9 protein-coding genes are annotated in these 12,708 nt (G+C 66.9%); 5 read left to right on the plus strand and 4 right to left on the minus strand.

Annotation, left to right across the window (positions count from 1 at the left end):
* Positions 1 to 20 precede the first annotated feature (20 nt).
* Positions 21 to 1,496 carry a tetratricopeptide repeat protein gene (locus J0J10_RS21350; protein WP_291648982.1) on the minus strand — a complete coding sequence of 492 codons (1,476 nt, stop codon included), beginning with the start codon at positions 1,494 to 1,496 and terminating at the stop codon, positions 21 to 23.
* A gap of 135 nt (positions 1,497 to 1,631) precedes the next feature.
* On the opposite strand from J0J10_RS21350, the gene J0J10_RS21355 reads away from it, so the two are divergent.
* The 5 genes from J0J10_RS21355 to J0J10_RS21375 all read left to right on the plus strand — a co-directional run bounded on the left by J0J10_RS21355 (position 1,632) and on the right by J0J10_RS21375 (position 9,274).
* The gene (locus tag J0J10_RS21355; RefSeq protein ID WP_291648984.1) at positions 1,632 to 5,126 is read left to right on the plus strand and encodes a glycosyltransferase; all 3,495 of its coding nucleotides are present in this window, start codon (positions 1,632 to 1,634) and stop codon (positions 5,124 to 5,126) included.
* Positions 5,127 to 5,271: 145 nt separating this feature from the next.
* Positions 5,272 to 6,702, plus strand: a complete 1,431-nt coding sequence (locus J0J10_RS21360) for a cytochrome P450 (protein ID WP_291648986.1) — start codon at positions 5,272 to 5,274, stop codon at positions 6,700 to 6,702.
* A complete protein-coding gene (locus tag J0J10_RS21365; RefSeq protein ID WP_291649096.1) occupies positions 6,699 to 7,568 on the plus strand; it encodes a lysophospholipid acyltransferase family protein in 870 nt (289 codons plus the stop codon). The genes J0J10_RS21360 and J0J10_RS21365 overlap by 4 nt, the downstream gene beginning before the upstream one ends.
* 39 nt (positions 7,569 to 7,607) lie before the next feature.
* On the plus strand, positions 7,608 to 8,429 hold the full coding sequence (locus J0J10_RS21370) for an SDR family NAD(P)-dependent oxidoreductase (protein WP_291648988.1): 822 nt from the start codon (positions 7,608 to 7,610) through the stop codon (positions 8,427 to 8,429).
* A gap of 56 nt (positions 8,430 to 8,485) precedes the next feature.
* A complete protein-coding gene (locus J0J10_RS21375) occupies positions 8,486 to 9,274 on the plus strand; it encodes a hypothetical protein (protein ID WP_291648991.1) in 789 nt (262 codons plus the stop codon).
* A 27-nt stretch (positions 9,275 to 9,301) separates the two neighbouring features.
* Here the strand turns inward: J0J10_RS21375 and J0J10_RS21380 are convergent, their stop codons facing one another.
* The 3 genes from J0J10_RS21380 to J0J10_RS21390 form a co-directional block, all read right to left on the minus strand.
* Positions 9,302 to 10,627, minus strand: coding sequence for a glycosyltransferase family 4 protein (locus J0J10_RS21380; RefSeq protein ID WP_291648992.1), 1,326 nt, complete (start codon positions 10,625 to 10,627; stop codon positions 9,302 to 9,304).
* A gap of 86 nt (positions 10,628 to 10,713) precedes the next feature.
* Positions 10,714 to 12,075 carry an aminotransferase class I/II-fold pyridoxal phosphate-dependent enzyme gene (locus tag J0J10_RS21385; protein ID WP_291648994.1) on the minus strand — a complete coding sequence of 454 codons (1,362 nt, stop codon included), beginning with the start codon at positions 12,073 to 12,075 and terminating at the stop codon, positions 10,714 to 10,716.
* Positions 12,072 to 12,683: an acyl carrier protein gene (locus tag J0J10_RS21390; RefSeq protein WP_366825986.1), complete on the minus strand. Its 612-nt coding sequence runs from the start codon at positions 12,681 to 12,683 to the stop codon at positions 12,072 to 12,074. The genes J0J10_RS21385 and J0J10_RS21390 overlap by 4 nt, the downstream gene beginning before the upstream one ends.
* Between the last annotated feature and the right edge of the window lie 25 nt (positions 12,684 to 12,708).

Below are 12,708 nucleotides of genomic sequence, written 5' to 3' on the forward strand. Positions count from 1 at the left end.
ATCCTCCAAGGCTCGAAAGCCTACTTCAGGGAGGGCCACTTTTCAGGGGGCAGGCCATGTGCGGTGGCCGCGAGCAACGATGCCAGTGGCAGCCTCTGAAGCGCGAGGCTGGCAGGCGCCTCGAGAGTGAGCTCGCTGTCGAGGTCGAGCGCGCCGACGCTGCTCAGATCGAGACTGAATCGCGCGCGGCCGAAGCCGGCGGAGATATCGGCCTCTTCGACAACCGCCAATGTCGAGGTCAGCGGAAAATCCCGCGCTGCGAGCACGATGCTCAGATCGGGGCGCGGCGCTCCGTAGACAGAGCCGACCAAACGCCCCGCATCGAATGCAAGGCGTCCCCACCGCAAGCCCGGGGTTGCGTCGGCCACGAAGGCTTTGCGGAAGCGCGCCAGCTCTATCGGCCCGGTATCGGTGTGTGCCTCCACGACTGCGATGCGCGTCTGGCCGTCGACGAAAAGCCGGGGCGGCGTGAAATGGAAGGCAACCGCATCGGTGCCGGCGAGGCTCTTGGGCTGGAGATAGGCGGATCCCGCCAGCGCGCCGTCAAGCTTCAGCGAGATACTCGACAGGCGCTCGAAAGGCACTGCGAACCAGCCCCGGACGCTGCCGGCGAGATCCGCGTCGACGAAGGCCTCGCCCGCGCCCGGTGCATCGCTTCCAGTGGACATATCGCCGCCCGGTATGGCGAGCGGTGTGCCATCCTCGAGAAGCGCCTCGACCGGCGTGCCGATCTCGATGTCTTCGGGCAGCTCAATCTGAAAGCCATCGAAGCTGCCTGATACTGTCGAAAAATGGCAGGCGAGCCCCGCGATCTGTCGCCCCCCGCTTTTGACGACGACTTTGGCCGGGCGTTCCCCGGCCATGTCGCGCGCGCGCCCGACGATGACACGGCCGTTACGGAGGCCGTCGACGCTTCCGGAGAAACGCTGCGGCGCAGGGCGCTCCTTGCGCGTATCCGAGTTCTCATTGGCGCTGGGCTGTGCTTCCATCTCGCGCGTCGGCTCGGCATGTGGCGCTTCAGGCTTCTGGCCGCGCCTGGCGGCGGCCCTCAGAACGAGGATTTGCAGCTCCTCATCCGTTTCGGCGAGGATGCGGGGGTCCTTCGACAAGGCCTTGACGGCCTCGAACGCCTCGCGCGTGCCGGGGTCGTCGAGCCGCTTGAGCAGATGCGCCAGATGAACCCAGGGATCAGCATCTTCTGGCGCGAGCTCCGCGGCGCGTCGATAGGCGGTGGCGGCCTCTCCCAGCTGTCCGCTCTCCTTCAGCGCATGGGCGTATTGCACCCACAGACCCGCTTCACCGGCCGCTACCGCCACAACTTGAGCATACGTCTCGGCGGCTTCGCGCCATGCGTGTGCGTCACGAAGACCATCGGCCTTGGTAATCAGATCACGAATGAACTTGTCGTCCTTGCCGCCCGCTGAGAATGCCTCGTCAGCCGGCAAAGGCTTCTTTGACGAAGGTCTAAACTTCCGAGTAAGGCGCATCAAATTCATATCGCAGACCTTCCTCACGTCGAACAGCCACGCGTCGCCTGAGCAGACGAGTATTATGAAATGCCGAAATTGTTGCGGGGAGCTCTACCCAATTAAAGCTTTATATGCGAGGGCAAAAAACGATAAGGATTACCTATGACTATCTCCTGGTTGCGTTTCGTCAGATGGTTCTCCACTGCCCCGGACGGCGACGCCCAGATCCTTTCCGTCAGCGATGCGTTTCTGGCCGAGGCCGACGCGCTGCGTGATGGCGGCCGTTGGGTGGAGGCTGCGGCTGCCTATGCGCGTTTCCTGCAGATCAATGATTCACAGCCGGCGATCCATGTCCAGCACGCGCATGCGCTCAAGGAAGCTGGCCGGCACCGGGAGGCCCTCGCGGCCTATGCCCGCGCCATCGCGCTCGCTCCGGACGATCCGGAGGCGATTCTTCATCAGGCCCATCTGCTGAAACGAATCGGTGATCCGGCGGCCCTTCAAAGCTTCCGTCGCCTTGCCGTGCTCGATGCCACCGCCGTCTCGACAGAAGAGCTGTCGCGGCTCGAGGCGCTGTTCGGCGATTCGGACCCTGACGTCGAGCCCGAGGCGCCGGTGTCGCCCACCGCCGAGATCCCGCCGCCACGCCCCGCAACCCGCATCGTCGAGCCTCTGCCGCTCGGGCTGCATCCGCGACGACGGGCGGTTCGCTTCGTCGCAGACGTCGATGTCGAGGCTCCTGCTCCGAAGCTGCGCGTCATGCTCGATGGCGACATCTGGTGGAGCGGCGACATCGAGACGCGACCGGGATCGCGGTCCCGCCGGATCGACAGCATTTTTTCCTTCCCCGAGCCCGATGGCCCGACGGATCGTCGCGAAGTGCGGATCGAGGCGCTCTCGGGCGGCATCGCCCCGGCCCAGGCCTCGCTCGCCTTGCCCTACGCCGCACGGTTCGAGGGCGAGTTCACGCTTGGGCCGCCCGGATCCGATGGCGACCGCATCGGAACTGCCCGTTTTGTCGACCATGAGGGGCTGACGATCGCGCCGGCCTTGCGGGCGACGGATGCGGATGGTGCGTTCGTCCCGATAGTCCTCACGAGCTGGCGGCGCGAAGGCACGGGATTCGAGATCGTCTTCTCGACCGTTCGCGCCGGGGCTTTGCAGCTCTATCCGATGTGGAGCACGCAAGCGCTCTTGGAATGCGAGGCCGGCGAGGCGGATACGGGCACCTTCGCAGCGGCTTCCACGGTCGAAGCAACCGAGGTCGTCGGCCGCATCCTCGGCGTCGCCGACGGGCATGTCGAGGGCTGGGCGCTGCGCCCTGGCCAGCGCGATCGCGCGGTGATCGTCGATATCTTCGCCGTGGGAATGCTGGTGGGTTGCGGCCGGGCCGATCGACCGCGATCGGACCTGGCCGAGACGATCGGTGATGGCGGTGCCCATGGCTTCCGGATCGTCCTGCCCTGCGGCCTGCGGGAGAACACGCCGCTTACGGCGCGCGCACGCGGCTCCATGACCGATTTCGCCACGGGCCGCGTCCCGGCGCGAGCCGCCGGCGTCCTGGCCGCACCGGCGCGGTACGCGGTCTCTGTGGCTGCCGCGGCGGCGACGGCAGAGACCGCGCGATCGATCGCAGCGCTGCTGCTATGTGACGGCGATACGGCCTGGTGCGACGAGACGAGCCGCGTCCTGATCGAGCAGGGCCTGCCTGTTCACCGGATCATCCGCGGCAGTGGGGGGGTCCCCGAGAGCCTCGATGCTGCATTCACCGGGATCGAGCAGGATCTCGTGCTGGTTCTCGGCGAGGCCGCGCTCTGGAACGAGGCGGCGCTGGCTCCCATGGCGCAGGCGCTGGCCGCCTCCGGTGCCGTGGTGGCCGTGCCGATCCTGCAACCGTCCCGGTCCTCGAATCTTGCCGGCGCACCGGATCAGTGGGGCTGGTCGCTCGACCTGTCATGCGGCGAGGCGGTCCTGCGGCCGTCGCCGCCATCACCCTGGCTCGCGCAGGCCGCGGCGGCATCTCCCTTCGTGACCGTGGCCGGGGCGGACTGGACGACTGCAAGCCTGATCGACCGGCGACGCTGGCTGGAAGGAGGCGGGCTCGTTCTTCGATCGTCGACAGAGGCGACGGCTTCGCCGCACAGCCCTGCCGCACCCATCGCGGCTCTCGCCGAGACCGAAACGATCTTGGCGACGCAGGCGGTGATCCCGTTGCGCGGCACGCCGTCGGAGGCGCCTGTCCCGCTGCCCGCGGCCTCCGCTGACAGGCTGGCGCGGGCGCAGAGGCAGAGCCCGCTCCTGGCAGGAGCGCTTTTCGCGAGGCCGTCCGTCATTGCGCTGCTGGTCACGTCGACGCGGACCGATGCGCTCGAGGGCGATGCGATCGTCGCGCGCGAATTCGCTTCGGCGCTCTCGGCGGTGCTGCCCTCAGCCGAGTTTCGGCTGATTCCGCGCGAGCCCGATGGCGGGGCGGATCTGGCCGGCATCGATGCTGTGATCTCCCTTCGCGAAGATTGCGATCCGCGGCGTTTCCGCCATCTCTCGCCGTCCTGCCGTGTCGTGTTCTGGATCCGCAACTGTTTCGACGCCTTCCTGGAGAACGAGAACTGGCGGCGTGCCGACGAGGTGTGGATGTCGTCCGAGCATGAATGCAGGCGGTTCAGCCGGCATACTGGGCTTCCGGCTCGTCTCCTTAGGATCGCGACCAATCTGCAGCTGTTCGGGGCTGCGAGGCCCGATCCCGACCTCGCCTGCGATATCTGCTTCACCGGTTCCTATTGGGGCGTCCATCGCGAGATCGCGACCAGCCTCGCGCCCGAGATCCTGGATGCCACGGTGCGCATCTTCGGCGCCGGCTGGGAGGCGGTGCCGGAGCTCGCCGCGGTGGCACAGGGGCCGGCGCCCTATGCCTGGATGCCGGCGATCTATGCGAGCGCCAAGCTCGTGATCGACGACGCCAACCATGTGACGATCGACAGCGGTTCGGTGAATAGCCGGGTCTATGACGCGATCGCCGCCGGCGCCCTGCCGATTACCAACGGCGTCGCGGGGGCGCAGGAGACCTTCGGCGACCTGCTGCCGACCTATCGGGATGCTCATGGTCTGACGGGGCAGATCCGCCGGTGGCTGGCGGATGAGCCGGGCCGCCTCGAGCGCATCGCTGCGCTTCGGCGTCTGGTCATGGAAAAACACGGATTCGAGCACCGTGCCCGGGACGCCGTGCGCTTCCTGTCGGAGCCGGCGCAGATCCCGTTCGCCGCCGTGACCGGAGACGGGCCGGAGGCGGGAGCGACGGCGGATGCCCGGCCTACCGGGCTCGCACCGCTCATGACGGCGCTGGCCCGCGCCGGCTGGCGCGCCGACTGGATCGGGCCGTCGCACTGGGACGGGCGCCTGGCGGCGAGCGCCGATCTGCGCCTGCATGTCGGCGCCGCGCCGCCTCCCGCCACGCGAGCCGGCCAGGGGTCCGTCGCCTGGGTCCTGTCCGAGGCCGACAGCTTGTCGGCGCGTATCGTCGGGCGCGAGAACGCCGTCTTCGTCCCTGCGGCGACGAGGCAGGCCGTGCCGGACCTGCCGCGAGCGGTCCGGACGCTGGACTGGCCGACGCGGGATGAGGAATTCGAGGCGATCGTGGCGCGTTTCGCAGGCCTGCGATGATGGAGCTCCGACCAAGACCGGCGCCGTTGAACAGGCGGCTGCATCGCTGTAACGATGCAGCCGCCCGGAGAGGTCCTACGCAACCTGGGATATCGCGCAGCCTGATGCCTTCCTATCACGGTCAGTTTCGGGCGATCGCGCCATGATGTCGGCGGCGTCCTTGCTCTATCCCGCCCCACCGACGATCGAAGAGCGCAGCGGTAGCGAATTCATCCCCGCTCACCCCATGCCCCTGCGGCGTGATCCCAATCTGCTTCAGATCGTCATCGGCGCCCGCCGCAGCCTGATCGAGGGCTGGACCGAGAGCTATTACCGGTCAGGGATCGACAGCTTCCGCATTCTGCGTCGCCAGATCGTCTTCGTGAACAGCCCGGAGCTCATCCGATACGTCGTGGTGACGCGGCACGGCAATTTCGAGCGCAAGAGCCCGCAGATGCGGCGCGCGCTGGAAGCGCTCCTCGGAGACGGGCTCTTCATCAGTGACGGCGAGACCTGGAAGAGGCGGCGCCCGCTGGTGGCGGACATCGTCCACAAACGCCGGCTGCCCGAATTCGGACAGACGATGGAGGATGCGGCGCTCGCCGTCGCAGAGGAATGGGGCGCGTTGCCGGCGCGCTCCGAGGTCGAGCTGACCGAGGAGATGGGGCGCCTGACCGCCACGATCATCTCCCGGGCCGTCTTCGGCAAGAACATCCCGCGCGACGCGGCCCAGCGGGTCATCGACGGTTTCAGTGCCTATCAGCGCCAGACCGATGCGTTCAATCTCGGCTATTTCCTCGGCGCCGATGACGGCTGGCCGGCCTTCGGCGGCAAGCGGCGGCGCCGTGCGATGGCGATGGTTCACGACGTCATCGAGAGCGTGGTCAACGCTCACCTGGCCGGCGAGGGGGATGCGGGCTCGATGGTCGACCTGCTGATCCGCCGCAACCAGAAGAGCGGGGGCGAGCCGCTGGATCTCGCGGCGCTGCGCAACGAGGCGGCGACCATCTTCATGGCTGGGCACGAGACGACGGCAACGACGCTGGCCTGGGCCTGGTATCTGCTGGCCAACGCGCCCTGGGTGGCGCGCCATGTCCACGAGGAGATCGAGACGGCCTGCGGAACGCGTGCCCCGACCCTGGCCGACCTGCCGCGATTGCGCTGGTGCCGCGCCGTCATCCAGGAGACGCTCCGGCTCTATCCGCCGGTCCCGCTGCTGCCGAGGCAGGCTCTGGAGGCCGACCGCATCGGGCCTGTCGACGTCGAGAAATCGGCCCTGGTCATGATCGCGCCCTGGCTGCTGCACCGCTCCGTCGATCTCTGGGAGAAGCCGAACCATTTTCTGCCGGAGCGCTTCCTGTCCGGCACGCGGATCGACCCCTTCGCCTATATTCCCTTCGCGGTCGGCCCGCGGATCTGCCCCGGCATGAATTTCGGACTGGACGAGGCGACTCTGTGCCTGGCGATCCTGGCGCAGCGCTTCGAGGTGCGCCCCCGGGAGGGCTACAAGGTCGAGCCGGTCTGCCGCCTGACGCTGCGCCCGAAAGGCGGCCTGCCCGCCCGCATCGTCGCGCGCTCTTCCCGCCCACCCCTCTGAGACGGACCGCCACAGCCATGCAGAGCCTGGAGAGAATGGCGCATCGGGCTCTACGGCGCCTGCCCATCCCGATGGTGTCGAATCTGGGCGCCCGGCTAGCTTGGCTCAAGATCCGCTTCATCGATCCTGACGTCGCCCGCAAGGCCCGGGCCAATGTCCGGCGGCATCATCCGGAGATGCCGGAGGCGGAGGTCGAGAAGCTCGTCTGGCGTTTCGTCGAGAATGTCGGTCGGCTGATGGCCGAGTTCTCGATCGTGCATCGCTTCGCCTCGGCCGACCGGATGGAATTCGTTGGCGTGGAGGCGCCGCGCGCCAATGTCGGCAAGATCCCGACCATCGCGCTCTGCCTGCATCTCGGCAATTGGGAGGTGCTGGCTTCGGCAATGCAGATGATCGGCGTTCCGATCGCTTCGATCTCGGAGATCCCCGACAATGCGGCGCATCGCGACATCGCCGATGCGACGCGCGGCGGCTTCGACGTCAATGTGCTCGCCCCCGATCGGAACGGCCTGCGCCGTGCGCTGTCGATTCTCGCCGGGAACGGCGTCCTTGCCATCTTTCCGGATGAAAAGCGCGGCGACACGATGATGGCGCCCCTGTTCGGACGCCCGCCTCACCTCAAGGGCAATCTGGCCATGGCGGCGAAACTCGCCCGGCGCAGCGGGGCGCAGCTCGTCGTCGTCTATTGCGAGCGGATCATGGAGACGCGCTTCAGGCTGCATTTCGAGGGACCGTTCTACATGGATCCGGCGCAGACCGACCCGCTCGCCGATGTCGCCTATCTCAACGGCCGGATCGAGCCCGCCATCCTGCGCCATCTCGACCAGTGGTATTATCTGGACGATTCGATCGGGCCGATCGCATAAGGGACCGACCTCGTGACGGCCCGTTCGGAGAATGCTCGCGTGCCAAGCAGCGATCCGCTGAAGGTTGCCGTCGTCTCGGGCGGCTCGAGCGGCATCGGGCTGGCATGCGCGCGCGTCCTGCTGCAGCGCGGCCATCGCGTCGTCCTGCTGGCCCGAGACGCGGATCGCCTCGCCAGAGCCGCCGCGGCGCTCGATCCGGCGCAGGAAGGCCGTGTCGATGTTCTGGCCTTCGACGTCGCCGAGGCCGGAGGTGCGCAGGAGGCGATCGCCAAGGTGGAGGCCCGCCATGGCCGTATCGACTGGCTCATCACGGCCGCGGGGATCGTCGAGCCGGGACTGTTTCGCGATCTCGACCTGGCGGACCACCGGGCGCAGATGGAGATCAATTATTTCGGGACGCTTCACCTGATCCGGGCAGCGCTTCCCGTCATGCGCCGCCATGGCGGGCGGATCACGCTCGTCTCCTCGGGGGCGGCCTTCATCGGCATCGCCGGCTATAGCGGCTATGCGCCGGGAAAGTTCGCGGTGCGGGCGCTCGCGGAGATCCTGCGCGTGGAGCTGGCCTGCGAAAGCATCTCGGTCAGCGTCGCCTTTCCGCCCGATACCGAGACGCCGCAACTGGATGGGGAGAGGCCGAAGCGGCCGCTCGTGACGCGGCTCGTCTCCGAGCAGGGCGGGGTGATGACGGCGCAGCGGGTCGCCGAGAGCATGATCGCCCAGGCCGAGAGGGGGGCCTTCGTGCTGGCTCCTTCCAGGACGATCGCGCTGCTGGCCCGGTTCCACAGCCTGTACAGACCGGTGCTGGCATGGCAGCAACGGCGTATCCTGGCACGAGATTCCGGTCGGCGCCCGGAGTCGTGAGAGGGGGATAGCGGTCCATCGTCCTGCGGCGGCAGGCGTTCCCGGCAAGGCAAGGCATGATCTATATCTGCTACGGCATCACGAAATCGGCCAGCACCTTCCTCTATCAGTTGACGGAGGAGGTCTTCAGAGCGGCCGGTCGGCCGGTCGCCAGGCTGGGCAAACCGTTCAGGAAGCTCGATTCCGTCGAAAACTACTTCAACTTCATCGACCACGAACTGCTCGGGGAGATCGAGCGCCATATCGACGGCGCGGATGTCGTCCTCAAGACGCATGGGCCGCCGCGCGGCGATGTCGCGGCGCTGGTGACCGCGGGCCGGGTCCTGGCGAGTGCGTCGATCAGGGATCCGCGCGAGATCGCGCTTTCGATGCTCGATCACGGCACTCGTTCGCGGCGCTGGCGGAACAAGCCGTTCTCGGAATTCGTGACCGTGGCGGACACGTTGAACTCGCTCGACATCCAGCTCGGCTGCTTTCGCGAATGGGCCGCGGCCGAAAAGGTCGCGATCTTCAACTACAACGAGGTCTGCTACGATAGCGGCGCCGTAGTCCGTGCCATCGCAAGCCAGATCGGCGTGAGCGTCGATGTCGACGGCGTTCTGGGGAAATTTCGCGACAAGGGCGTCATCGGGCAGTTCAGCAAGGGCAAGGCGCTGCGCTATTCCGAGATGAGCGAGGCCGACCAGGCGACGTTCCTCGAACGCTATGCCGAGCTCTACGCCGCCCATGTCTTCGATACCGAGAATGCCCGCCGGGTGGCTGCGGAACAGTCCTCGCTCGAAATGCGGGCCTCGGGCGAGCTCGCCCAGCACATCACCAATCTCAGGCGCCGCCTGCGCATCTGAGGGAAGCGGAGCCCGGCCGAGCCGGTGTCAGCCCAGGACCTTGTCGTAAACGGCCTTGACCCGCTCGGCGTGCCGCTCTGGCGAGAAGAATGCGGCCCGGCTGCGCCCGCGGCTCGCCAATTCCGCGCGTAGATCGGCATCGGCATCGAGGGTCCGGATCGAATCGCGGATCGCCTCGATCTCGTAGGGGTTCACCAGCATGGCGGCATCGCCCGCGACCTCGGGCAGGGAACTGGTCGTCGAGGTGATGACGGGCGTTCCCAGCAGCATCGCCTCGAGGATGGGCAGGCCGAAGCCCTCGTAGAGCGAGGGAAACAGCACGGCCCGCGCGCCCCTGATCAGCGATATCAGCGATCCTCGCGGCACATAGGGCAGGCGCTGGACGCGGCGCTCCGGCCGGATATGCGAGCCGTCGAAGCGCCAGCTCAGCAGGCGCTCGTCCTGGAGCGTCTCGAGATCCTTGTCGTATTGCCAGCCGAGGCCACCGACGAGAATGAGCGGCCGCGTCGATCCGGAAGCTGCATAGGCTTCGACCAATCGCGAGATGTTCTTCTTCGGCTCGACGGCGCCGAGGAACAGAAAGTACTCCTTGAAGGCGAGGCCATAGCGGTTCTCGATATCGCGGGCCACCACATCATCCGAGGTGGAGACGAGGGCTTCGTCCAGCGAGACGGACTGCCATGTGTTGGTGATCCGATTGTCCGGAATGTCGAAGAATTCCTGTACGTCACGACGCGTATGCTCGGATACGGTGACGATATGATCGGCCTCTTTCACGAGATGCCGGATCATCGTGTAGAAATACTTCTTGTTGTCCAAAGTCGCGTAGGGCAGGCGCAGCGGAACGATATCGTGGATGGTATAGATATTGGCCGCGCCCTTCACGAAGGCCGGGGTCGGGCGGGTCACGTGGAACAGATCGTGACGCCCCTCGGATTTCACCGCCATTCGCCGCCCGAAGCGATTGAAGTGGAGAAATGCGCGCTCCCAGAACCGGACGGCCCCATGCGTCGGATGGCGCCTCTGCGCGGTGGTACCGGAACCAGGGTCGAGAACGATGCGCGGCGCCGGCAGGCGCTGGGTCCGGGCGCCCGCAGGCACGCCGATCGTCCAGTCGACCGCACGGCCGATCATCTTGAGCGGATCGATGGTCTTCGGAGCGGCCGCCTCGTTGAGAACGACTTCGGACAGGAGAGCCTCGCGCCGGTTGATGGCGCGTTCGATGCCGATCAACAGCTCGACGTCATGACCGAGGCCGGTCGCGGTGCTCGCGAGATTGCGGGCATAGGTCGCGATTCCCGTGCCCTGCTTGAGCGTCATCGCATGGGCTTCGAGAAGGATGTTCTTCGGCACCGGCTGGGTCCCTGTTGGCGATGTGTCGTCGAAAGCCGCCGATGACGGAGTGGGCGCAGCCTCGCGTGCCACGGGACGAGGAGAGGTCATTCGGCCCCGCCGCGCAGAATCTGCTTCAGCGAGGCGTCGCCGAGGTTCCGCACTTCCCGGACCAGACAATCGACGGCGTCGTCGATCTGGGCGTCGCTATGGGTGGCGTTGATGAAGAAGCGCAGACGCGCCGCCTTCTCCGGCACCCCCGGCGGCACGATCGGAAAAGCGTTGACGCCCTGATCGAGCAGGCGCTCGGCCAGCATGACGGTCGGAACTGTCTCGCCGATGACGATCGGAACGACGCCGAAGCCCCAGCTCTCGCCGGTGTCGAGGCCGGCCTGCCGCGCCCGCTCGCGGAAGCGCTGCGATTGCCGCTGCAGGCGCAGGACACGCTCCGGCTCGCGCCGCATGAGATCGAGCGCCACGGTGGCGGCGACCGCGTTGGTCGCCGGCATCCCGACGCTGTAGACGAAGCCCGGAGCCTGATGCTTCAGCAAATCGACCGCTGCGGCGCAGCCCGCGACATATCCGCCGCAACTGACGAGCGACTTCGACAATGTTCCGAGCCAGAGGTCGACGCCCTGCGGGGCGATGTCCTGATGCTCGAAGATGCCTCGTCCGCTCCGCCCGAGGACACCTAGACCATGGGCATCGTCGATCATCAGCCAGGCGGAGAAGTCCGTCTTGATCTCGATCAACCGCGCGAGGTCGGGGCCGTCGCCATCCATCGAGAACAGACCCTCGCTGACGATCAGCACCCGCTCGAACTGGTGCCGGTCCGCCTCGAGCATGGCCTGGAGGGCATCGAGATCATTGTGGGGGAAGATTCGTCGGGTCGAGCCGGCGAGCTGAGCGCCGACCACGACACAATTGTGGATCAGCGCGTCGTGAAGGATCAGATCGCGCGGCCCGAGCAGCGTGGCGATCGCCGATACCGCGCCGGCATGGCCGGACACGAAGGCCACGCAATCATCGGTCTCGTAATTGCGGGCGAGCGCACTCTCAAGGTCCCGATGGACCCGGCGCTCGCCTGCGGTGATCCGGCTGGCCGAAACGGAGCTGCCGTATTCCGCTACCGCCTTTGCGATCGCATCGGCGATCTCCGGGTGACCGTTCAGACCGAGATAGTCATAGGAGGCGAAGTTGGTGACCTGCCTGCCTTCGACGACGGAGGTCGCGCCCGCCCTGGCCTCGTGGAGGCGATAATACGGGCTCTCCAACTTTGCGAAGTCGGCAAAGCTCCTCTGGAACGCCATCTGCTGATAAAGCGGATGATCCTCGAAAGCCATGCTGACGCGCGGCAGATTCCGAACGCCGCGACCGGCCAGGGCCGGTGCGGCTTGCGGAATCTCCTCCATCTGCACCAGGAGTTTCGCCAGGGCGCCGTCTGAAAGGGGGCGGTTGTCGTGGCTCATTCGGCGGCGGCGCGGCGAGGCTGACGAACCATCGTCTCGATCTGGCTCGCCTGTTCGGGTGAGATATCCATCTTCGAATGCACGTTCGCCAGCCTGATGATGGTCGCCTGCATGCTCTCCGCCGAGGCCGGATCGGTCTCCTCCTCGGCCTGATCCAGCTGGTCGACGATGGAGCCCGCCATGTCGAGGAGGCTGCGGTCGCCGGCACCCACCACCGTGATCTGGACGTCGATCGCCGCCTCGAGTGCCATATGCAGCTCCAGAGCCATCAGCGAGTCGAGCCCGAAATCGGCGAGCGGCCGCGTGAGGTCGACATTGCTTTCCGCCATGCGCAGGATCTCGGCCACCTCTCGGCGCAGGACGCCCGTCACAATCCCGATGGCCTCCTCGCGGCTCTTCCCTCGCAGGCTGGAGCCGAGGTCTTCGGCATGGGCCGCGCGCGCCTCGCCGCCGGGATTGCCGAGATCGATGAAGGCCGCGCTCTTGAGCAGGTTGAGTTTCTCGGCCCCTGCACCCGGTGTGATGCCCGCGAAGAACTGCACGGGATCGACGGCGTTGCCGAGTCTCAGGAGCCGGCCGAGATGTGCCAGAGCCTCGAAAGACCGCATCGGCACCACACCGGTCGCCCGGCGC

The sequence above is a fragment of the Allobosea sp. genome (genome assembly GCF_017308075.1).
In the GTDB taxonomy this organism is placed as follows: domain Bacteria; phylum Pseudomonadota; class Alphaproteobacteria; order Rhizobiales; family Beijerinckiaceae; genus Allobosea.